The sequence below is a fragment of the Oxalobacteraceae bacterium OTU3CINTB1 genome (assembly GCA_024123955.1).
Classification (GTDB): domain Bacteria; phylum Pseudomonadota; class Gammaproteobacteria; order Burkholderiales; family Burkholderiaceae_D; genus Rugamonas.
The window spans coordinates 3,493,536-3,516,452 of the sequence record CP099652.1 but is presented as its reverse complement, the minus strand read 5'-3'; the positions used below and the strand labels follow the sequence as shown (position 1 = coordinate 3,516,452).

Genomic DNA, 22,917 nt, shown 5'->3' with positions numbered 1-22,917 from the left:
TCAGGCTACTTGCGCGACCCGCGCGGGCGCCTGCCGGCCGCCCTCCCGCCCCGACGCGGCGAAGATGGTCTCGGCGATGATGTCCGCCGTCGCCGCCGACAGCGTCCAGCCCAGGTGCCCATGGCCGGTGTTGTAGAAGACCGTCGGCGCCTTGCCGCGCCCCACGCGCGGCATCAGATTGGGCATCATCGGCCGCAGCCCGGCCCATGGCGTCACGCTGCGCGTGCTCACCCCCGGGAAGCATTGCTGCACCCACTTCACCAGCGGGGCGATGCGGTCGGCCCGGATATCGCGGTTGAACCCATTGAACTCCGCCGTGCCGGCCACGCGGAAGCGGTCGTCGCCCAGCCGGCTGGTCACCAGCTTGGTCTCGTCGTCGAGCAGGCTGACGGTCGGCGCGGCGGCCTGGCTGGCGGCGTCGTTCAGGTGCACCGTGATCGAATAGCCCTTGACCGGATAGACGTTGACGCGGTCGCCCAGCATCGCCGCCATCGCGCGGCTGGCGGTGCCGGCGCAAACGACCACCGCGTCGTAGCGGCGGGTGGTGCTGAAACCGTCCTCCTCGACGGTGATGTCGACGCCGTCGGCGCCAGCGCGCATGGCCGTCACCTGCTGGCCGAAGCGCAGTTCGGCGCCCAGCCGTTGCGCCGCCCGCGCCAGCCCGGTGGTGAATTTGTGGATATCGCCGGTGCTGTCGCTGACGGTGTAATGGCCGCCGTAGTAGTCGCCGCGAAGGGTCGGCTCGATGGCGCGCATCTCCTCCGGCGTGACGGCGCGGCGCGCCAGCCCGCCCTGCATCAACAGCTTCGACACGCCCGCCGCGTGCTCGAATCCGGCGCGGTCGCGGTAGATGTGCAGGATGCCTTCGCGCTTGAGGTCGAAGGCGATGTCTTCGTCCCTGGCCCACTGGAACAGGTGTTCGCGCGTCGCCAGCGCCAGCTGCGCGGTGGCGATCGTGTTGTCGCGGTAGTGCGGGATGGCGGCGATGAATTCGGCGAACCACGACAGCTTGTGCCAGCCCGGCTTGGGATTGACCAGCAGCGGCGCGTCGTTCCTCAGCATCCACTTCAGGCCCTTGGCGATGGTGGACCGGTGATTCCACACTTCCGCGTTGGAGGCGGACAGCTGGCCGCCGTTGGCGAACGAGGTTTCCATCGCCGCGTAGCGGTGGCGTTCGAGCAGGGTGACGGCGAAGCCGCGTTTGGCGAGGGCGTAGGCGGTGGTGACGCCGGTGATGCCGCCGCCGATGATTGCGATGGTTTTCATGGAGAATCCAGACCGTCAAAGGGGATGGTCTCGGCGCACATGCGCAAAGACACCCCCTCTGTTCTGGACCTGAGAGATTCACGCCGGGCCGCGATGGCGGCAGCGCTTGCTCCTTCGGTGCGGGTGGACGACGTCCGAGTCCTGCCGCTCTTCAGAGTTTAAAGTGCTGTATCGGTCCTTTTGCCTGAGAGTTTCCGGGGCGGTTGCTCCTTCGGCGCTGTCCGTCAGCACGATGCTGGAACAGTCTCTCCCGATACGGCGGTGGCTTTTGGCCACAACGGGCATAGCTTACCTGAAAAATTGCGGCCTTGTACGGCGTCTGCGCCGAACGCCCGGCCGCCGGCGCCGCGCCGCCGCCCCAGGCCACGCCCTAGCCCCGGAGCAGCAGCCGTTTACGGCATCGCGGTGATCGTATAGCCGCCGTCGACCAGCACATTCTGGCCGGTGACGAAGCGCGCCTCGTCGCTCGCCAGCCACACCGCGACATCGCCCACCTCGGCCGGTTCGCCGACGCGGCGCAACGGCGTTGCGGCGGCGAAGCTCGCGCTCAGATCGTCGTTGCCGCCCAGCCGGTCGAACATCGGCGTGGCGATGATGCCCGGCAGGACCGTATTGATGCGGATCCCTTGCGGTCCCAGCTCGACAGCCAGCGCCCGCGTCATCGCCAGCAGGGCGCCCTTGCTGGCCGCATAGGCGGACGAGCCGCCCACCGAACGGTCGGCCAACCACGACGCGGTGTTGACGATGGCGCCGCCCCGCTCCTTCATCGCCGCCGCCTGGTGCTTGATCGACAGCCAGACGCCTTTGAGGTTGATGCCGACGACATGGTCGAAATCCTTCTCCGACAGCTCGCCGATCGGCGCGAATTTGCCTTCGACGCCGGCATTGTTGAACGCCGCGTCCAGCCTTCCGAACTCGGCGATTACACGCGCCACCATCGCCGCCACTTCTTCGGCGACTGCGACATCGCAGCGGATCGCCAGCGCCCGGCCCCCTGCCGCGCCGATCATGCGCACGGTCTCGTCCAGCTCGGCCACCCTGCGGCCGGCGACGGCCACCATCGCGCCCTCGCCTGCGTAAGCCAGCGCGGCGGCGCGGCCGATGCCGCTGCCGCCACCGGTCACCAGCACGGCGCGTCCCGCGAATCGTTGAGCTGTTGTCATGTCCATCCTTAGGTTGAGAAGATGCGAACCAGTATAGGCAGCCGCATTGTTGTTGATAAGCCGTGTTATATTCATTAATCTGATGAACCACGGCCACCAATATGCGCGCCAATGATTTCGCCGAACTGAGCAACTTTGTCGCGGTTGCCGAAGCGCGCAGCTTCCGCAAGGCCGCCGCCGCCCTGAACCTGACACCGTCGACCTTGAGCCACTCGCTGCGCGCGCTGGAGCAACGCCTGGGCGTGCGCCTGCTGAACCGCACCACCCGCTCCGTCTCGGTGACCGAGGCCGGCCAAGCCTTGCTGGACCAGGTGGCGCCGGCGTTTTCGCGCATCACCAGCGCCATCGAGGACGTCAACAGCTTCCGCGACCGGCCGCAGGGCACGGTGCGCATCAATTCCTCGCTGCTGGGCGCGAAGATGGCGCTGGCGCCACATCTGGGCGGCTTCGCGGCGGCCTACCCCGACATCACGCTGGAGGTGGCGATCAACGACGGCTTCGTCGATATCGCGCGCGACGGCTACGACGCCGGCATCCGCCTGGGCGAAAGCGTGGAACAGGACATGAGCGCGGTGCGCGTCACGCAGGATCTGCGCTTGGCCATCGTCGCCTCGCCGGCCTACCTGGCGCGCCACGCGGCGCCACTCACGCCGCACCATTTGACCGCGCATAATTGCATCGGCTACCGCGAGGTCGCCAGCGGTAACATATGCCGGTGGGAATTTGAAAAGGACGGCCGGCCGCTGACGGTCCAGGCGTCGGGCTCGATGATCCTCGGTACGCCGGAACTGATGGTGGACGCCGCCCTGGCCGGCGTGGGTGTCGCCAGCGCGATCGATACAACGGTCGCCGAACATCTGGCCGCCGGGCGGCTGGTACGCATGCTGGAGGAGTGGTGCGCGCCCTTCCCCGGATTCCACTTGTACTTCTCGTCACGCCGGCAAACGCCGGCAGCGCTGCGGGCACTGATCGACTTCGTCCGCCTCCCCGGCCCCAACCCGCCATCAGCTTGACCCGGCACGGCACCGGCAATCGGCACGCCGGGTTGTGCCCGCCGCGATCCGCCATGCCCCGCGCCTGCCCTGCGCGTGCGACAGCGTACATCGCTTAAAATCGAACTTAGGCATACTTATCGTTACCCCGAAATAACTTGATGAAAGCGAGACATGGCAGAGAATGAAAAGGCGGCGTCGCCCGCCCCGGTGATGGATGCGGAAACCCTGGAGTTCATACGCGGCGTGTTCACGCTGGTGCGCGGCGGCGACGCGGAACGTCTGGCCGGCATGGTGGCCAAGGGCTTGCCCGTCAGTTTCCGCAATGAGAAAGGCGACAGCCTGATCATGCTGGCCTGCTATCACGGCCACCTGGACACGGCGCGCGTGCTGCTCGAAGCCGGCGCCGACCCGAACGTGCCGAACGACCAGGGCCAGACGCCGCTGGCGGGCGTGGCCTACAAAGGCTATCTGGACATCGCCGAGCTGCTGCTGGCCCATGGCGCCGACATCGAAGGCGCCAGCCCGGACGGCAAGACGCCGCTGATGATGGCGGCCATGTTCAACCGCACCGATATCCTCAAGCTGTTGATCGAGCGCGGCGCGGCCGTCGATGCGGTCGACAGCCGGGGCATGACGGCGATCTCGCTGGCGCAGACGATGGGCGCGAAGGACACGGCAGCGCTGCTGGCCGAAAAAAACCTGTAAGCCACGCTGCGGCGACCCCGACCCGTCCCTCCCGCCCCTCACGCCCCGATCAGGCCTTGACCGCACACGCGCAGGGTCGCGCCGCTGATGCCGAACGCGGCCGGGGTGCTGAGGAACGCGATCAGTTCGGCGACGTCGCGCGGCTGCCCGCTCTGCTTGACGGCATTGAGGCGCCGGCCGATCTCCCGCACGACCATGGGCATGGCGTCGGTCATCGGCGTATCGATGAAGCCGGGCGCCACGGCGTTGATGCAGATGCCGCGCGGCGCCAGCAGCGGCGCCTGGGCGGCGACATAGCCGATCAGCGCGGCCTTGGACGCGGCGTAGTTGGTCTGCCCGAAATTGCCCGCCACGCCGCTGACCGACGACAGGCAGACAATCCGGCCATCGTCGCGCAGCACGCGCCGCTCCAGCAAGCGCTGGTCGATCGCGATCACGGCGGCCAGGTTGACCTGCACCACCAGATCCCAGAAATGCTCCTGCATATTGGCCAGCGTGCGGTCGCGCGTGATGCCGGCGTTGTGGACCACGACGTCGACGCCGCCGAAGCGCTCGAGCAAAAAGTCGGCAAGACGCCCGGCGCTGTCCGGCGCGGCGATATCGGCGAGGAAGGGCACGGCGGCGAAGCGCTCGCAGGCCTGGTGCAACGCATCCGCCGCGCCCGGCACATCGAGCGCGACGACGGTGGCGCCCTCTTGCGCCAGCCGCTCGACCACGGCCAGGCCGATGCCCCTGGCGGCGCCGGTCACCAGCGCGATCTTGCCGGACAAGGCCTGCGTCGACGACATGCTGGCGGGCGCAGCCACGTTGGCCGCCAGGTGGAACGCCTGCCCTGTCACGTAGGTGGTGCGGGCGCCGCAAAAGAACCGCAGCGGGCCGTCCAGGCGGTCGAGCGCGTCGCGCACCACATAGCCGAGATTGACCGTAATACCTTTGGCGCCGATTTCCTTTGCCAGCGAGCGCACAAATCCTTCAACGCCACGGGCAACGGCGGCGGCGGCCGGCGTGGCCGCAGCGCCGGGATCGGCCGCCAGTATCAGCACCCGGCCATTGCGAACCAGCCGCCGCACGACGGGATGCAAGCCGTCATACAACGCCCGATAGTCCTGCGGCGCCACGCAACCGGTGGCGTCCATCGCGACGATATCGAGCGGCCCGGCGCCGGCGGCCGAAGCGCCCAACGCCGCCGTGCCGGCGCGGGCAAAAGCCGCCGCCATCGCCTCGGCCGCATAGCCGCCGGCCGTCCGGCACAACAAAACGCGTTTGCCATCGAACGGCCGGTCCACATACGGTCCCGCCTCGCGCGACAGCGGCACCGGGTTCGGCAGGCCGATGGCCCTGGCGATGGCGCCGGTGATCGGGTTGCCGTTCAAGCGCATTAACAAATCGGACATATGATTCTCTTCGGTGCGGGTAACACCGCATTATGCCCGCATCGGCCGCTCGAGTCGTTCCAGCCCGGCTTGCCGTCCACCCGCGTGACGCCGGCCCGGCCTCAGTCGAGCAAGCCGAGCATTTTGGCCTCGTAGATCGCCTCGGCGCGCGAGTTGACCTTGAGCTTGCGGTAGGTGCGCCGGATGAAGGTCAGCACGGTGTGGCTCGACACCGCCATCAAGCCGGCGATCTCCTCCGTGGTGAAGCCCTTGGTGATCAGCTCCAGCACCTGCTGCTCGCGGGGCGACAACTGGGTGCGCAACGGTTGCGTGTCGGCGTCCGCCGCGCTCCTGGCCAGCGCCTGCCGCACCGGCGGCAGGTGGCGGAAACGGGTCAGCATTTGCCGGGCGATGATCGGGCTGATCGGGCTGCCCCCCTGAAAAATGCTGCGGATCTCGTCGGCCAGGCCGCCCGGCTTGGTGTGCTTGAGCAGATACCCGGCGGCGCCGGCCTCGATCGCGCGCATCACATGCAGTTCGTCGCCGAAATTGGTGCTGACCATGACCGCGCAATCGGGCCAGTGGGACGCGGCCGCGCCGATGACATCGATGCCGGAACCGTCCGGCAGGCCCAGGTCCACCACCAGCACGTCGCAGGCCCGTCCGTCGAGCATTTGCAGCCCGGCATGGCGCGTGCTGGCGGCCGCCGCCAGCACCATGTCGGCCGCGCCGGCCACGGTCCCCTCCAGCGCATGCAGGAAGTCCATATCGTCCTCGACGATACCGACGCGGATGGGGTGGATCGAAGTGGTGGTCATCATGGGTTGTCTCAGTGGAGTGTGGCGACCCGCGGCGGCGCCAGGGTCGGTTGCGAGTGCGTTGGCAGTGCCGGTTGCGGTTGCGAGAGCGGCTGCGGCTGCGGCTGGGGTTGCGGTTGCGTTAGCGGCAGCCACAGCAGCACGCGGGTGCCGCCGCCGACGACCGTCTCCCAATCGATGGCGCCGCCGATGGCGGCGGCGCGGCGCTGTTGGTTCAGCAAGCCCTTGCCGCCGCGCTGCCGCGCCGCCGCCAGATCGAAGCCGGGACCGTTGTCGGCGATCGACACCGTCACGCCGTCGTCGTCGAACGCGGTGGCGACACGGATTTCAGTGGCGTTGGTGTGCTTGACGATATTGCTCAACGCTTCCTGCAAGATGCGCAGGATGTGCAGCGCGGTGCGCGGATCGATCCATTCGAGCGGCGGCACGTCGGCCACGGCCCAGTGCAGGCGCATGCCGGCCAGTCGCAGGCGCTCGCCCAGCCGGTAGCGCAAGGTCGCCAGCAACAGCAGCAAATCGGCCTCGACCGGCTCGAGCGAGTCGATCGTCAGGTGCAGGTCGTCGATGCAGGCGCGCAGGATGTCGGGGATGGCGTTCTCCTCGAGCTGGCCGCGCTCGACCGCCCACAGCGCGCTTTGCAACGACGAGCCGAGGCCGTCGTGCATGTCCTGCATCAGGCGCAGGCGTTCGCCGGCGAGCGTTTGCCTGTGCTCGATCTCGATGAGGCGCTGGTAGCTCAATGCCAGCTCGGCCTCGCGCTCGCGCAGGCGCGACGCCAGTTGCAGGTTGCTCTGCTCGACATGCGCCAGCGCGCCGATATAACGGCGGTACATCAGGTAGCACAGCATGCCGAAATTTTGCAGATTGATATACGGTCCCAGATACCAGTGCTCCGGCCCGAGGAAATTGCTTTGCAGCGCCCAATCGTTAAGACCGTACAACACGCAAAGGCCGACGCCGACCGACATCAGCATGGCGTCCGGCGAACGGCGCCATGACGCCCGTACGCCGGCAACGGTGATGGCGCTGCCGGCCACGATGGCGAGCAGGTAGATCAGCGGCGTGACCAGCGGCGTGTTCCAGCCCGCCAACGACGGCGACGAGCACACGGCGACAAACAGGTTGACCGCCAGCAAGCTGCGGCTCAGCCAGCGCTGGCGTTGCCCGTGCACCATCTCCTGGAACGCGTGCACCAGCGTCAGCATCCAGAACAGCGAATTGAGCATGAGCCAGGCGAACCAGTCGTTGTCCAGCCGCGCCTCGCAGAAAAAGCTCAGCGAGCGCGTGAACTGGGCCGCCGCCAGCAAGGTGAACAGCCCGTAGCCCAGGCCGACGCCGCGCCACAGCCAGACAAAGGCGGAAAACACGCCGACGGCGACGAAGGCGCCGATGCACATGAGCGGCAGATACAATTGCAGCCACTGCCGTCCGTGGTAGCGCCAGCCGATATCGTCGGTCGTTCCCAGCCACACCGAGGCGAGCGCCGCGCGGCTGCTGGGCGGGTGCTGAATGCGGAACAGGATCTCGCGCGGCGGCGTGCTGCGCGGGTCGCCGCCCAGTTCCAGCCACAATGGCGGCCAGTACCAGGTCGGCCCGTCGAGCTGGCGTTGGTGGCGCAGCCGGCCATCGACGTAGACGGCGATCGGGCCGTAGGCCTTGACCCGCGCCGAGTACAGCATCCGCCCCGCGCCGGATTCGGCGGCCGGCAAGGTCAGGCGGAACCAGGTGGTGACGATGGGGGCGCCAGATACGTTCAAGCGGCCTGCGGCGCTGGGGGGGCTCGGGGCATCGGGCGTGTCGTGCGCGCTGGCGCCGCTGGCGGCCTGCGCCGCGCGCGCTTGGCCGAGCACGTCCGACGGGTGGGCGTAGGGCAGCGTCACGGTGCGCCAGGCCGCCGGCAACGTGGCGCTGTCGACCTTGTCCGCGGCCGGCGTGGGGCGCTCGCCTGCGACTTCCTGCATCTCGGCTTTCGTCAGGTGCAGGGGCCCGGCGCAGGCACCGGCCATGCCCAAAAGCAGCATGCAGAGGCAAGCCGCCAGCCTGCCTGGCGGCATGGCGATGCGTCGGCGAGGCGGCCGCGATAGTGCTGTGCGTGGATACAATCTGGCCCCGCCCGATGAAAAGACCCCAGTCCCCGTTCGCCTCGAACAGCGCTTGCACGCCGGGCAAAAGTGACTATTAAAAAAATATTAATGTTATTCTTAATCGTAACATTAATGTCCACAATTTAAACATCGCGGTCTGTCCCCAATTCTGGTGACAGCGCGGTTGGCGCTTCAGAGGTAGAGTGGTCGATGTCAACGAGGCCCTCACCATGAAACTGTCGCTCGCCGCGAAATTCAATATCGTCTTTCTCACCATTTTCGCGATCGGCTTCGGCGCCGCCAGCGCCGTCACCAACCACTTGCTGCAGCAAAACGCGCGCGAAGAGACGCTGGAAAGCGCCCGCGTGCTGATGCAAGCGGCCACCGCCGCGCGCAGCTACACCTCGGGCCAGATCGCCCCGCTGCTCGACATGCAGCTCAAGTACGAATTCCTGCCGCAGTCGATCCCCTCGTACGCCGCCACCGAGCACCTGAACCATCTGCTCAAGTCCTACCCGGATTTCAGCTACAAGGAAGCGACGCTGAACCCGACCAACCTGCGCGACCGCGCCTCCGACTGGGAGGCCGACGTCGTCAACACCTTGCGCGCCAAACCGGAGCTGAAGGAAATGGTGGGCGAGCGCGGCACGCCGATCGGCCCGGCGCTGTATGTGGCGCGGCCGCTACAGATCACCAACGCGGCCTGCCTGCGCTGCCACAGCGTGCCCGACAACGCCCCCAAGACCATGCTCGACATTTACGGCCGCAACAACGGCTTCGGCTGGAAGCACATGGAGATCATCGGCGCCCAGGTGGTGTCGGTGCCGATGGAGGTGCCGCTGCGCCGCGCCAGCGTCATGCTGCGCAGTTACATGGTGTCGATGCTGGGCATCTTCGTGTTCCTGTTCATCGCCCTCAACGTGATGGTGCACCTGTTCGTCACGCGCCGCATCACGCAGATGTCGTGCCTGGCCGACCAGGTCAGCATGGGCGAGTTCAGCGCCGGGGAGCTCGACGTCAAGGGCAGCGACGAATTGTCGGTGCTGGCGCGCTCCTTCGGCCGCATGCGCACCAGCCTGGCGAGCGCGATGAAAATGCTCGAAGAGTAAGCGCGACATGCTTGCGCAATTGGGGAAATACCGGATCGACGCCACCCTCGGCAAGGGCGCCATGGGGGTGGTCTACAAGGCCTTCGATCCGCACATCGAGCGGGTGGTCGCGCTCAAGACGATCCGCAAGGAGTTGTTCGGCGACACCCGTCAGGCCGAGCTGATCAGCCGTTTCAAGAACGAGGCGCAGGCCGCCGGGCGCCTGCAGCATCCCAACATCGTCAGCGTGTACGAGTACGGCGAGGACGCCGACGCCGCCTACATCGCCATGGAATTCGTCGACGGCACGCCGCTCAATACCTTGATGGTCGCCGGCCAGCCCACCGCGCTGGCGCGCGTGGACGCCTGGATGGGCGACCTGCTGCTGGCGCTCGACTATGCGCACGCGCGCGGCGTGGTCCATCGCGACATCAAGCCGGCCAACCTGCTGATCACGTCCAGCGCCCAGGTCAAGGTGGGCGACTTTGGCGTGGCGCGCATCGAATCGTCGACGCTGACGCAGACCGGATCGATGATCGGCACGCCCAGCTACATGTCGCCCGAGCAGTTTCGCGGCGAGACCGTGGACGGCCGCTCCGACGTGTTCTCGGCCGGGGTGCTGCTGTACCAGCTGCTGACGGGGGTGCGGCCGTTCGTCGGCTCGCCCACCATCGTGATGCAGCAGATTCTCAATGAGATACCGGCGCCGCCGTCGCAACTGGTGGCGACGCTCGGCACAGGCTACGACCGTCTCGTCGAACGGGCCATGGCCAAGGCGCCGGACGAGCGCTATCCTTCGGCGCGCGCTTTTCTCGACGACCTGTCCGCCCTGGGGCGCGCCGGCGCCGCCTCCCCGGACGCCGCAGCGCTGGCCGATGCCGACCGCACGGTGCTGGCCTCCGACGTGCGCGCCAACTGGGTCCCGCCGCCGGTGTCTGTGCCCGGCGGCGACGGGAGCACGGGCACGGGCACGGGCAGCCCCACGATGACCCCATGGAAGCTGGAAGCCTTTCCCGAGCTGGAAACCATCCTGTCGCGCCAGATCGGGCCGATGGCGAAATTCCTGCTCAAGAAAGTCGCGACCAGGGCGGACGGCATCGACGAGCTGTGCGACCTGCTGCTGCTGCACATCCCGTCCGAGCTGGGCAAAGTCGAATTCCAGCAAGGCGTGACGCTGGTGAAGCGCAAGCTTGCCGCCAGCGGCACCGGGACCGGCAGCTCGCGTGCCACCATGGGCGCCGGCGCATCGTCGGCGGGATTGCGCACGGCTGCGACAATGGGCATCGGAACCGGCGGCGGCACCGGCGCTGCGGCAGGCCGCTCGGCGATCGTTCCGCCGGTCGCCTTCGACGCGGCCTTCGTCGACGCCACGGCGCAAACGCTCACGGCGATCATCGGTCCGATCGCCAGGGTGGTGGTCAGACGGGCATCCCGGGAGACCGTCGACCGCGACGATTTCCTGCGCCTGGTGGCCGCGCATATCGAAACGCCGTCCGAGCGTGCCCGCTTCCTCGCCGCGAACGGCGTCGCGGCATGAGCGCGCGGACGCCACTGTCAGACACCCGGCCGCACCGGATGGCGATCGGCGTGGCGCTGGGCGCCACCGACATCGGCCCGGTACGCGACAGCAACGAGGACAACTTCCTGATCGACGCCGAACTGGGTCTGGCGATGGTCGCCGACGGCATGGGCGGCCACCAGGCCGGCGAAGTGGCCAGCGCCGGCGCGCTGACGGCGCTGCGCGACTATCTGCGCCGGCACGGCGGCCAGGGAACGCCGTTCGACAGCGCCGACGCCGACGCGACGTGGTCGGACCTCGATATGCGCGCGGTGGCCTTGCTGCACGACGCCATCGACGCCGCCAACCACGCGCTGTACGCCCGCAACCTGGAGCGCAACTGCGCCGACGGCGGCGGCATGGGCACCACCTTGTGCGGCTACTGGTATCCGCCCGGAGCGGTCGCGCTGGTGCTGTTCAACGTTGGCGACAGCCGCTTGTACCTCCAGCGCGGCGGCCGGCTCGAACAGCTGACGCGCGACCAGACCTTGTACCAGCAAGCGCTCGACTCGGGCATGTTCGACAACCTGCCGGCCAGGAACCTGCTGCTGCAGGCGGTGGGACCGTCGCAACGGGTGTCGCCGGAGGTGCGCTCGCAGGTGGTGCGCCCGGGCGATGTGCTGATGCTGTGCAGCGACGGCTTGCACGGCGCCGTGCCGCACGGGGAAATCGAACAGGTGCTGGCCGGCGCCAGCGCCGCCACGCTCGATGCCGACTGCGCGCGCCTGATCGCGCTGGCCACGCGTTACGGCGGGCGTGACAACGTCACCGTGCTGCTCACCTGCTGCCCGCCATGAACGTCATCACCGTCATGCACAATATCAGTGGCCATCCGTCAGGCGCCGGGCCAGCCGTGGCCGCGCCAGTCGCCATCGAGCAGCGCCGCGAAGGCGCCGGCGGGCGGCAGGCCGCGGCTGAGAACCAGGCAAGGCGCCACCTGGGGCGAGCCGTCGGTCCACCACAGGCAGTGTCCCGACAGCGCGGCGGCGGCGATGGCCGCGACCACGCCGCCGCCATCGGCCCGCGTCTGCGCGAGCGCGGGCGGCGCGATACCGTCCAGCGCAACCACCGTGGTCCCCGGCGCCCCGGCCAATGCCGGTGGTGGCGCCAGCGCCTCGACGGCGGCGTCGAACGCATCGAGCGAAAAGTCTTCCTCCAGCGACGACAGCGCCAGCGACTCCAGTTCCGCATACCAGCGATGATGCGCCGTCACGCAATCGGCCAGCGGCGTGGCGGTATCGAGCGCGCGCGCCAGCGTCAGCGGAAAATGGCGCCCGACCCGGTCCACGCTGGGCATCAGCAGGCCGGCCTGCGCCTGCACGCCGCATACGCCCGGCGCCAGCGCGAAGCGCCAGATCGGACTACTGAGATAAGTGGCCAGCCAGCCGGTGCCCAGCGCCGCCTTGCTGTGTTGAAGTCCCGCTTGCAACCAGGCGTCCCAGGGCTGCTGGAACTCCGGCGCCAGCCGGCGCGTGACGAAGTCGCCATGGCTGGTGACCTTGCCGAAGAAGCCCGTACGCTCTACATTATTTTCCCAAGCCATGATGCCCCGTTGATGGTTGAAACGCCGCGGCCCATGTGGCAAACCGCTTGGTTTGGTCCCGACCACTATACCCGATAGGGCAACGTCCATGAACGAATTAAAGCAACTTGGCCGGTATGAACTACAACGCTTGCTCGGGCGCGGCGCCATGGGCCTGGTGTACCTGGGCCTCGATCCAAAGCTGAACCGGCGCGTCGCCATCAAGGTCGTCGAAACCACCCACCTCGACGCCGAACAGCGTGCCGACTATTCGGAGCGCTTCGTGCGGGAGGCGCGTGCGGTGGCGCGCCTGAACCATCCGAACATCGTCACCGTGTACGACTTCGGCGAGGAAAACGGCATCGCCTACCTTGTGATGGAGCTGATCGCCGGCGAGGAGCTGGGCGACTACTTCGACGAGAACCAGTCCTTTTCGCTCGAATTCACCTTGGCCGACGCGGTGCGCATGACGTGCGAGCTGCTCGACGCGGTGGCCTACGCGCACCAGAACGGTGTGATCCACCGCGACATCAAGCCCGCCAACATCATGCTCGGCGCCCAGCTGCGCGTAAAGCTCACCGACTTCGGCGTGGCCTGCCTGGAAAGCGCGGCGGTCGACGAAGTCGGCACGCTGGTCGGCACTCCCAGCTACATGTCGCCAGAGCAGATCGCCGGCCAGGGCGCCGGTCCGAGCTCGGACATTTTCGCCGTCGGCATCATCCTGTACCAGTTCCTGACAGCGCAAAAACCGTTTCGCGGCCAGGGCCTGTTCGCGCTGCAGCAGAACATCCTGCACGAACAGCCCGTGTTGCCAAGCATGCTCAGTCCCGCGCTCGATCCGGTTTTCGACCGCATCGTGCTGCGCGCGCTGGCCAAACGCCCGCACGACCGCTACCCGGACGCCCGCGCCTTCCGCGAAGACCTGCAGCGCGCGCTCAACGGCGAGCGCATCGCCGCCAACGCCACCATTCCGCCGCGCCTGCACGGCGTCAACCCCTTCCTGACGGCGCCGGACGAGGACCAGACGGTGGAGGCGCCGCCGGCGCGCGACCGGCCCGAGGCAACGCCGCCGACGGCGCCGACGACGCCACGCACCGACCTTGAGGCCACGCTACTGGCGACGCAAGCCAATGACGCCGACGCCACCATCGTGGCGCCACCGCGGGGACGCTCGCCATGAGCGCAGGACCCACCGACGACGCCGCGCGCCGCGCCGCCTTCTTGCCGCAACTGCGCAGTGTCGGCGACAGTATCGGCGCCACCGGCGACATCGACGACATCATGCTCAACCTGTCGGCCGGCATCTGCGAGCTGTTTGGCGCGGACCGCCTGAGCATCTACGCGCTGGGCGAGGACAAGGCCAGCCTGGTGTCCAAGCTCAAGACCGGCCTGGCGTCGTTCAAGCAGCTCAAATTGCCGATTTCGGCCGACAGCATCGCCGGCTACGCGGCGCTGTCCGGGCGCACGCTGAACCTGCGCGATGTCTACGACGAGGAGGAGCTGCGCAGCCACGCTCCGGCGCTGCGTTTTCAGTTGGGTGTGGACCGGCGCACCGGCTACCGCACACGCGAAATGCTGGTCGCGCCCATCGTCGACGGCGGCGGCGCCGTGCTGGGCGTGGTCCAGCTGATCAACAACCGCCACGGCGGGCCGTTCCCGCCACTGATCGAAGACGGCGTGCGCGAGCTGGCGCGCCTGCTGGCGGGCGCGTTCGCCAATGGAGGCGGCGGCAAGGCCGCGCGGCGCGAGCGCGGACGCTTCGCCGCGCTGATCCCGGAAGCGTTGTTGTCGCGCGCCCAACTCGACCAGGCAATGCGGCTGACCGTCGCCGGGCGCGACATCGAGGATGTGCTGATCGACGACTTCGGCATCAAGACAGTGCTGGTGGGACGGGCGCTGGCCGACTTCTACTCCATGCCCTACTTCACCTTCGACCGCGCCCACCGGCGCCCGGTGCGGCTGCTGGAGCAGTTCCAGCGCGCCGACGTGCTGCGGCAACAATGGATGCCCATCGTCGACGGCGGCAACGGCCTGTTCGTGCTCGCGGTCGATCCGGACCAGGCGCGCGCCGACGGCGCCGTCGCCCGCGCCTTTCCCGGCGTGCGGCCTGTATGGTGCGTGACCACGCGGCGCGAATTCGGCTCGATGGTGGAGCAGTTTTTTGGCGACGAGCCGCCGGTGGCGCCGGCGCCGATGCCGGCCGACTTGGCCGAAGTGGTGGCCGGCCTCGCGCAGCAGGCGCACCGACACGGCATCCGCCAGTTGCACATCGAAACGACGCCCGGGGACGCCCCTGGCGAAATACGCTTTCAGGTGAGCGGCGTGCTTCTTTCTGAAACACGTAGGGCGGATTAGCGAAGCGTAATCCGCCATGCACGCGCCGTCGGCGGCTCAAAGATGGCGGATTACGGCGTTCCGCCTAATCCGCCCTACGTGTTTTAGATTTTCTCAAGCTTCACCACCCCGCCGGGCACCGGAACTGCTCCAGCGCCTCCCGCCTGAACGGATTCACAACACTGCTCGCTGTCAGTTGATACACAACCTTGCGGCCCTCAAGGTCGAAGGTCAGTTTGTACCGCTCCCCCTGCGCGCTCGGCTCCAGCACGCCCTTGTCGAGCATGCGAAACCATGCCCAAGGCCCATCGCTACGCAAATCCGCCTTCAACGCCGGCGTCGCCTCCAGGTGCATCTGCCCTCCGGCCTTACCACTCGGAAGCGAAACAGGCACCGGCCGCCCCACCGCGCCGGCGGCGTACAACACCGGCTGACCATCGATATCAAAACTGATCTTGCTAAACGCCGCATCCGCGCCCAGCGCCGCCAGCTCGAACCGCAGCGACGGCTGCCGCCCGCCCGCGACAAAAAACGTTTCCCGCACCCGCGCCGCGCGCTGGAACTGGTTCAGCACCTCCTGCGGCAATCCCGCCGCCGCGCCGCCATCGCGCCATTTCCACTGCGCCCCGCCCATATCCACCTGGGCCGCCAAATTCTTGGCGAAGAAATCATCCATCACCCCACCCGGACCAAAAAACCGCCCGAAATCGTCCGGCGTCACCTCCTTGGCCGCGCCGCGCGCCAGCGGATAACGGCCGGCGATGGCATCCTGGCAGAACGGTCCGCCGTCCGCGTTCCACAGCGATTGCAAGCGCGCCCGCTCGCCGCCCACGGTGAGGCCGGCGCCGGCGCTGTCGATATTTTTCAGCATGCCGCCCAGCGGCGCCGGCTTGCCGTCGGCCTCGCGCTTGAGGCGCTGCATGACATCGGCCGGCGGCGGCGGCGTTCCCGCCCGGCGCGCGCCATCGGCGGCATCGAAGTACTGCGACGCGTCCTTCAGCATCGCCAGCAACGCATCGAGCGGCGCCGGGCCGGCCGCGCCCGGGGCGCCGACCAGCTTGTGCAGCGCCTCAAAATGCTGGTCGACCGGATTGGCCGCCTTGGCCTCGGGCGGCGGCGTATCCTCGGCGCCCAGCGCCGATTCGAGCTTGCGGCGCGCGGCGGCCAGTTTGCCGCGCACCGCTTCGTCGAGCGCGGCGGCCGTCGGCTTGGCGCCGGCGCCATCGAGCCGGGTCTCGCGCGCGGCCGCCTGCAACAGGGCCCGCAGCGGCGAATCGGGCAACGCCAGCGCGTTGGTGACACGCGCGCCCTGCTCAAGGCTCGAAAATGGCACGATGCGCACATCGGCCAGCAAGCCGTCCCATTGCCGGATGTAGTCGGCGTAGTACAGCTGCAGCACCGCCGCGCGCATTTGCTCGCCGCCGGCGGCCGCCAGCGCGCCCTCGGCCTCGCGCCGGTCCAGCACCCAGCTGTCCTTGGCGATATCGAGCATGGCCTGCGGCAGCTGTTTGAGCAGCTCGCGGTAACCGGCGACGCTGTACACACCGGGGATGCCGCGCGTGAGCGGCTCGCCGCTGCCGCGCGCCAGCAGCGGCGAGACGTCGCGTCCCGCCGCCCGATTGACGCTGAACTCCGGCAGGCGCGCCTGCGCCACCTGTCGTTTGATCCGGTTGTAGACGCGCTGCGGCAATGGCATCATCGCCAGGGTCAGTCGCGTCTGGGCGATCAGCGCGGCATCGAGCACGGGCGGCTCGGCACTGTCGGCGCCATCGGCATCAAGCATCGCGGCGACGTGGGCCGCCAGCTGGTCGCGCTGCTCGGCGCCGGCGTCGGGCAGGTTGCGGCTCCAGTCGAAGCCCAGCCAGGCCTGCACCGACTCGGCATCCAGGTGACTCGGCTGGCCCAGCATCAGGTAGACCCGCAAGGTTTCGTACAGCAGTTCCTGGTTGTTGGCGTCGCCGCGGCGCAGCACATCTTCGAGACGGCTGGCGACGCGCGGCAGCAGCGTGGCGCGCAGCAGGCGCAGGTAGACGGTACGGGCGCCCGCCCCGAGCTTGTCGGCCTGATTGAGCCCAAAACGGTTCAGCAGCGGCACGCCGTCGCCGCGCTGGGCATAGCCGCCCGGCAGATCGCGCGCCGCGTGCAACAGCGGCAGCAGCGCCACCACACTGCCCTGCGGCGGCGCCGATTGCGCCATTTTCTCCAGTTGTGCCGCGCGCACCGCCATCTCGTCGACATAGCGCTGGTTGCGCACATAGCTGGTGGCCAGGCCGGCGGCCGTCAACACCAGCAGCACGCCCGCCAGTCCGCCGGCCAGCCAGCGCAGGCGCCGGCGACGGCGCTCGAAGTCACGGTCGGTGCCGGCCAGCCCGGCCTCCTTGAACATCAATTCCCGCAGCAGATTGGTGATGAAATAACTGCGGCCGCTGGCCGCGTTGGGCGCCAGCACCTTGCGATCGAGTCCGAACGCCGACGCCAGCGACACCATCACGCGGTCGATCGGACTGCCCTCCTGCGTGCCGCTGGTGAAGTACACACCGCGCAGCAGGGCCGCCTGCTCGAAGCGCGTCGACTGGAACACCTCGTTGAGAAAGCCGCCCAACACCTCGCCGATGGCGGCGAACTGCTGCGGGAAGCGGTAGACCAGCGCGCGCCGCTGCAAGTCGCGCTCATGCTGCACGCGTTCGAGCACACGCACCTGCAATTGCCGCTCCAGCGCCTGGAAACGCTGCGGGAAACTGGCCAGGGCACGGCCGGTTTGGTCCTCCACACCCGCCGCAAACGTCATGCCCCAGACCTGTGCGCGTTCTTCCCGGCCAAGGCCATCGAAAAACTCGACGAAGCCGGCCAGCAGATCGCATTTGGTGACGGTGACATAGATCGGGAAGCTGCTGCCCAGGCGCTCATGCAACTCCTTGATGCGGGCGCGGATCGCCAGCGCCTGCGACTGCCGTCCGGCGGGCCCCTGCTGCAAAAGATCGGCCACGCTCAGCGCGACGATGACGCCATTGATCGGACGCCGTGGCCGGTGCTTTTTGAGCAGACCGAGAAAGCCGCTCCAGCCGGCCTGGTCGAGCGCGCCGTCGCTGTCCTGGGTGGTGTAGCGGCCCGCCGTGTCCAGCAGCACCGCCTCGTCGGTGAACCACCAGTCGCAATGGCGCGTGCCGCCCACGCCGCCGATCGCGCCGGGCCCCAGGGTGTCGGCCAACGGAAACTGCAATCCGGAGTGCAGCAAGGTGGTGGTCTTGCCGCTGCCCGGCGCGCCGACGAACATATACCACGGCAGCTGGTATAGATACTGGCCGTTCCACTGCTTCTTGCCCGGCGCGGCCTTGCGCAGGGCGTCCATCGCCTGGCGCATGCGCGTCGCCAGCAAGGCCTGTTCGCGCAGCGCTTCCGGCGGCTGCGTGGTGTCGCCGGCCTTGTTTTCCTCCGGCGGCGCGAGGCTGGCCATCAAGCGCCGGTTGGCCAGCCTGGCGGCGATCAACTTCCAGAGGAAGTAGGCAGCCCAGATGGACAGCAACAACAAGATGATGAACCAGCGCGCGCCGGCCGGCTCCAGCGGCGCATTGCCGTCGAAGGCGAACAGCGGCCCCTCGAACCACACCAGCAGGGACACCAGCAGCACGCCGAGCAGGGACAGCACCCAGCGCTTCATCAGCCAGGAGAATAGTCGTTTCATAATCTTCCGCCCGGGCGGCCCACAAAAGTTGTCAATGTTTTGACCGTCATGGCGCAGGCGCCGGTGTCAACACGACGATGTCCACCCGGCGGTTGCGCGCGCGGTTGATCGGACTGTCGTTTGCGACCAGCGGCTCGGTATCGCCACGTCCCTCGGCGGTGTAGCGCGACACCGGGCCAGCGCGCCCCGCCAGCGCCGTCATCACGCCGGCGGCGCGCGCCTTGGACAGGTCATAGTTGGACGGCAGGCGCGCCGACAGCCCCGGCTTGGTGTTGTCGGTGTGGCCAATGACGACCACCTTGCCCGGCAGTGTGTTCAGTGCCTCGCCGATGCGCGCCAGCAGTGGCGACACCGTGTCGCGCACCTCGGCGCTGCCGGAGCCGAACATGCCGTCGCCGCGCACGGTGATGACGCAACGTTCCGCCGTCTCGCGCACGCTCACCAGGCCTTGGGCGATTTCCGGTGTCAGGAAGCCGGCAATGCGGGGCGGCGCGGCCGGCGGCGGCGCGCGCGGTGGCGCCGGTGTGGTGCGCAGCACGCGGATAGCCGACAATTCGGCAAATACAGGGTCGGACGCGCGGTTCAGCAGGACGCCGCAGACCAGTTGCACGATCAGCAGGACCACGGCGGCGGCGGCGACCAGCACCCATAGCGGGACCCGACGCAGCGGCGACGTGGCGCGCATGGTCTCGCCGCGCCAGGATGGCGACAGGTCGGCCTCATAGCTGCCACGGTGCTGGCGGATCAGCTGCAGCAGGCGTTCGCGCAGCGTCGCCAGTTGCGCCTGGCCCTGTTCCAGCATGCGGTAGCGGCCTTCCAGGCCAAGAGCCAGGCACAGATACATCAATTCCAGCAGATCGAGGTTGGCGGCGGGATTCTGGCTTAGCCTTTGCAGGATCAGGAACACCTTCTCGCCGCCGGACGCCTCATTATGGAAGGCCACCAGCAGGCTGCGCGTGTTCCACACCCCGCTGCCCCAGGCAGTGCTGGCGATGGTTTCATCGAGCAGCGTGCAAAGCGCATAGCGCGCGGCGGCCATGGCTTCGCTATCGACACCACCCGCGCGGGCCTCGACTTCAAAGGTTTTGAGCGCCTGCGCCAGACGTTCGCGCAACTGCTGTAAATCGGGTGGCTGCGCCGTGGTGCGTAGCGGGACCACCAGGTCGAGCAAGGGATTGGCGGCGCGCACCAGCGGATTGAGTCCGCCGCCGAGCGACACGGGAACCGTCGCTGCGGACGGCGACGGCGGCGATACCGCCGCAAAGCTTGGCGCGGCCGGCTGCGGCGTCGCCGCTATGGGCGTGACAGCAGTGGTTTCGACTGGCGCCGTCGCCGTCGTCGCCGTCGACGCGGGCCGGCGTCCGCCCGGGCGCGGCACCATCATCGTGGCGTCAGGGTCCGGGTTGGGGTCGCGGGGATCTTGCGCGCTCACGCCCGCCTACCTTCTGATGGCCCAGAACTGCATCTGCAATCCCGGGAAATCGCCTGCCACGTGTAGCGCGAAGCCGGCCGAGTTGGCGAGGTGCTGGAAGTACTCGCTGCTACGATCCAGTTCAAAATAGGTGTGGCCGGCGTAAAACGGCAGTTGGCGCGGCGCCACCGGCAAGGCGCGCAGGCCGATGCCCGGCAGCTGAAGGTTGACCAGGTCGCGGATCTTCTCCACGGAGCCGATCTTGACCTGTGCCGGGAAGGCGTTGCGCACCATCTCGGCCGGCATCTGCGCGTTCACCGCCAGCACGAACGAAGCCGCGCGCAGCAGCTCCTTGTCCGGCAACACTGCCACGCGGATGCCGAACTGGCGCTCCTCGAGCGGGATCGCCACGGCCTGCGCGTCCATCACGGTCGACAAGGCGCGGCGCAGATCGGCGATCACCGGCGAAAAGCTCTCGGCCAGATGGTCATGACGATACTGCGCATACGCCGCCGCGCGCTTGCCCGCCTCGGTAAAGGTAGCCAGCTCGCCGGCCAGTTGCAGCATCGCGCTATACAACCGCTCCGGATGCACTCCGGTGGCGCCGGCGAGGTGCGTGAACTGAGGCTCGGCGCGGTTCAGCAATTGCAGCAGCAGGAAGTCGGCGATTTCTGCAGCGCCGCTGGCACCAGGCTGCGAAAGGCGTGCGGCGAGCGCGTCGCCACGCTGGTGCAGCAGGCCGACCAATTCGTCGGCGAAACCGGCCAGGCGCGGCGCGGCGCGGAAGTCCAGGCATGGCGGACAATATTCGGGATCGAGCACCACGCGGTTGTCGGCGCGCCGCTCGACGATGCGGGCGATGCCCAGTGTCGCGTAAGCGTTGGCGACTTCACTCTCCAGCGCGAGGCGCAGGCGCAGCTTACCGACCTGCATCAGCGCGCTGTTATCCAGGCCGTTGCTGTCCCAGACCTCGTAGTCGTCCACGCGGTGGCGGGCGAAGTTGTCCGGGCCGTCCTGGTTGCCCACTTCGGCCACGCCGTGCCGGCGCAACGGCAACGCCAGCACCACCAGTACGTTGCGGGCGTCGGCCGGCACGTCGAGCGGAAGCGGCAGATCGTCCTCGGCCGGCAAATCGAACGGCGTACCGTCGGGCAGCACCGCTCGGCAGGACAGCAACGACAGCTTGCCCAGCGCCAGTTGCTGCTCGTCGAGCCGCAGGTCGGCGAAGCCGTAGCCGTATGGCGTCAACGCGGCCACCCGCGCCTCGAGCTGGCTTTGCCAGTAACGGTCGTGCTGCTGCAGGTGCTGCGGCTGCAGCAGCATACCCTCCGACCAGACCACTTTATTTTTCCAAGCCATGATGCCTCATCGATTGCTCATTGATTGTGGAAGCCGCGTCTATTTGCGTGCCTGGCGCAGGCGCGCGACCTGCTCTTCGTACGCCTCCGAGAATTTTTCGCCGTACAGGCGCTGCAGATCGTCGTCGGCCTCGCGCGCGATCTCGCCGTACAGCACCACCAGGCGATCCCACAGCTTGGCCTTGCGGTGCGCGGCTAGCATCTTGTCCATCACGCTCGGCGCGGCGAGGCGGCTTTCGATGCGCGCCGGATCGAAGCGCTGCAGCACCGCCGCCAGCGCCGCGCGCATGCCGGCGATGACGGCCAGTTCGTGCGCCTTCAAATCGTCGTAGGCGCCGCGGATCGCCTGCACCGGCGGCATGTAGCCGGCCATGGTGTTGGTCAGCATCTGCGTCAGCGCGCTGTCCGGATTGGGGAAGAACTTGAGCGGGTTGTTGGCGCTGACGGAGATCATCGTCATGTCGATGCGGCTCTCCTTCTTGGTCAGCGCGCGCGCCATCAGCACATCCATGGTGCCGGTGGTCGCCTCGCGCAGCATCGCACCGACGGTTTCGGCCACCTGCACGCCGGAGCGGTTGAGCTGCAAATCGGGCAAGCCCAGGCCGCGCAGCAGCGCTTGGAGTATCTCGCTGTCGCTGGCGGCCGGGGAGGATGCCGGTTTTGTCGCTGGAGCGATGGCTGCCGAAGCTTGCGGCGTGGTCACGGGTTGTATAAGCTCGGCGCGCACGGCTACCGGCTCGCTCTCGGGCGATGGCGGAGGCGCCGCAGGTTCCGGTGGCGTGGGCGCGGGCGCGAGCACGGGCGGCAAAAAGTCCGCCAACGGATCGTAATCATGCGGAATCGCGAAGCCGCTTGCCGCAGGCTTCGGCGTATCGGCCGCCGGCATACGGAACGGCACCAGCTCGGGCGACACATGATCGCTCTCGGCTGCGCGGTATTGCGTCGCCAGATTGAGTCCGAAATCACCCGGCACGACCGGCGTCGGCGGGGGCGCCGCGAACAGGTTCAGTCCTAGCGGATCATCGATGGCCAGTGCGCCTCCGTCGGCGGGAGCGACATCGAGGATGCGCGCCCCGGCTAGGGCATCGAAGGGCGCGCCTTGGTACGCGGGCGCGGCGACGACGGACGGCGATTCCAGCGCCGGCTGCGGCACCGGCGCGGCAACCGGGGGCGGCTCGAACAACGGCAGCGCCGGATCGTTCAACGGCGCCGGCGGCAGCCAGGGCAAGGCCGGCGCTGCGGCGACCACGCGCGCCTCGAGCTGATAGTCGCCGATGACGATACGGTCGCCGTCGGCCAGCATGATCTCGCGGCCCTTGCCCAGCGGGCGGTCGTTGACCACGCTGGGATTGCTGCCGACGTCCTCCAGAAAATACGTGCCGTCGCGGCAACTCACCCGCGCGTGCGTGCGCGAGATGTATTTGCCCGGATCGTCGAGCACCAGCAGGTTGTCGGGTCCCCGCCCCAAGGCGCCGCCCGCGTCGGAAAAGCGCCCCGCCAGCGCATATGGCGTTGGCTGGTTGCGATACGTGAGTACATTCAGGGTCAGCATCATCGGTT

At 68.2% G+C, this 22,917-nt stretch carries 17 protein-coding genes and 1 riboswitch; of the genes, 7 read left to right on the top strand and 10 right to left on the bottom strand.

The window, feature by feature from the left end:
• Positions 1 to 1,266: a D-amino acid dehydrogenase gene (locus NHH73_15455; protein USX24026.1), complete on the bottom strand. Its 1,266-nt coding sequence runs from the start codon at positions 1,264 to 1,266 to the stop codon at positions 1 to 3.
• A 162-nt stretch (positions 1,267 to 1,428) separates the two neighbouring features.
• Positions 1,429 to 1,529: riboswitch (glycine riboswitch) on the bottom strand.
• A gap of 129 nt (positions 1,530 to 1,658) precedes the next feature.
• A complete protein-coding gene (locus NHH73_15450) occupies positions 1,659 to 2,429 on the bottom strand; it encodes a glucose 1-dehydrogenase (protein USX24025.1) in 771 nt (256 codons plus the stop codon).
• Between the two features lie 101 nt (positions 2,430 to 2,530).
• On the opposite strand from NHH73_15450, the gene NHH73_15445 reads away from it, so the two are divergent.
• Both NHH73_15445 and NHH73_15440 read left to right on the top strand, forming a co-directional pair.
• Complete coding sequence (locus NHH73_15445; GenBank protein USX24024.1) at positions 2,531 to 3,442, top strand: LysR family transcriptional regulator; 912 nt, start codon at positions 2,531 to 2,533, stop codon at positions 3,440 to 3,442.
• A gap of 153 nt (positions 3,443 to 3,595) precedes the next feature.
• Entirely contained in the window at positions 3,596 to 4,129 is a 534-nt protein-coding gene (locus NHH73_15440) for an ankyrin repeat domain-containing protein (protein USX24023.1), read from the top strand.
• A gap of 38 nt (positions 4,130 to 4,167) precedes the next feature.
• Here the strand turns inward: NHH73_15440 and NHH73_15435 are convergent, their stop codons facing one another.
• From NHH73_15435 to NHH73_15425, 3 genes are all read right to left on the bottom strand, one after another.
• Positions 4,168 to 5,523, bottom strand: coding sequence for a 3-oxoacyl-ACP reductase (locus tag NHH73_15435; protein ID USX24022.1), 1,356 nt, complete (start codon positions 5,521 to 5,523; stop codon positions 4,168 to 4,170).
• Positions 5,524 to 5,624: 101 nt separating this feature from the next.
• On the bottom strand, positions 5,625 to 6,323 hold the full coding sequence (locus NHH73_15430) for a response regulator transcription factor (protein USX24021.1): 699 nt from the start codon (positions 6,321 to 6,323) through the stop codon (positions 5,625 to 5,627).
• 8 nt (positions 6,324 to 6,331) lie between these two features.
• On the bottom strand, positions 6,332 to 8,281 hold the full coding sequence (locus NHH73_15425; protein ID USX24020.1) for a sensor histidine kinase: 1,950 nt from the start codon (positions 8,279 to 8,281) through the stop codon (positions 6,332 to 6,334).
• A gap of 353 nt (positions 8,282 to 8,634) precedes the next feature.
• Between NHH73_15425 and NHH73_15420 the strand changes: the two genes are divergently transcribed.
• From NHH73_15420 to NHH73_15410, 3 genes are read left to right on the top strand one after another with little or no spacing between them, the layout of a single operon-like run.
• Entirely contained in the window at positions 8,635 to 9,513 is an 879-nt protein-coding gene (locus tag NHH73_15420) for a DUF3365 domain-containing protein (protein USX24019.1), read from the top strand.
• A gap of 7 nt (positions 9,514 to 9,520) precedes the next feature.
• Positions 9,521 to 11,029 carry a serine/threonine protein kinase gene (locus NHH73_15415; protein USX24018.1) on the top strand — a complete coding sequence of 503 codons (1,509 nt, stop codon included), beginning with the start codon at positions 9,521 to 9,523 and terminating at the stop codon, positions 11,027 to 11,029.
• On the top strand, positions 11,026 to 11,847 hold the full coding sequence (locus NHH73_15410; protein USX24017.1) for a protein phosphatase 2C domain-containing protein: 822 nt from the start codon (positions 11,026 to 11,028) through the stop codon (positions 11,845 to 11,847). Before NHH73_15415 ends, NHH73_15410 begins: the two co-directional genes overlap by 4 nt.
• 38 nt (positions 11,848 to 11,885) lie before the next feature.
• On the opposite strand, the gene tagF is transcribed toward NHH73_15410, so the two are convergent.
• Positions 11,886 to 12,593, bottom strand: coding sequence for a type VI secretion system-associated protein TagF (gene tagF, locus NHH73_15405; protein ID USX24016.1), 708 nt, complete (start codon positions 12,591 to 12,593; stop codon positions 11,886 to 11,888).
• Positions 12,594 to 12,681: 88 nt separating this feature from the next.
• Between tagF and NHH73_15400 the strand changes: the two genes are divergently transcribed.
• A complete protein-coding gene (locus tag NHH73_15400; GenBank protein USX24015.1) occupies positions 12,682 to 13,752 on the top strand; it encodes a serine/threonine protein kinase in 1,071 nt (356 codons plus the stop codon).
• Positions 13,749 to 14,927, top strand: coding sequence for a GAF domain-containing protein (locus NHH73_15395; GenBank protein USX24014.1), 1,179 nt, complete (start codon positions 13,749 to 13,751; stop codon positions 14,925 to 14,927). Before NHH73_15400 ends, NHH73_15395 begins: the two co-directional genes overlap by 4 nt.
• A 100-nt stretch (positions 14,928 to 15,027) precedes the next feature.
• On the opposite strand, the gene tssM is transcribed toward NHH73_15395, so the two are convergent.
• From tssM to tagH, 4 genes are read right to left on the bottom strand one after another with little or no spacing between them, the layout of a single operon-like run.
• A complete protein-coding gene (gene tssM, locus NHH73_15390) occupies positions 15,028 to 18,588 on the bottom strand; it encodes a type VI secretion system membrane subunit TssM (protein USX24013.1) in 3,561 nt (1,186 codons plus the stop codon).
• A gap of 46 nt (positions 18,589 to 18,634) precedes the next feature.
• Complete coding sequence (gene icmH / locus NHH73_15385; GenBank protein ID USX24012.1) at positions 18,635 to 20,020, bottom strand: type IVB secretion system protein IcmH/DotU; 1,386 nt, start codon at positions 20,018 to 20,020, stop codon at positions 18,635 to 18,637.
• Between the two features lie 6 nt (positions 20,021 to 20,026).
• The gene (gene tssK, locus NHH73_15380; protein ID USX24011.1) at positions 20,027 to 21,358 is read right to left on the bottom strand and encodes a type VI secretion system baseplate subunit TssK; all 1,332 of its coding nucleotides are present in this window, start codon (positions 21,356 to 21,358) and stop codon (positions 20,027 to 20,029) included.
• A 39-nt stretch (positions 21,359 to 21,397) separates the two neighbouring features.
• A complete protein-coding gene (gene tagH, locus NHH73_15375) occupies positions 21,398 to 22,912 on the bottom strand; it encodes a type VI secretion system-associated FHA domain protein TagH (GenBank protein ID USX24010.1) in 1,515 nt (504 codons plus the stop codon).
• Positions 22,913 to 22,917 lie beyond the last annotated feature (5 nt).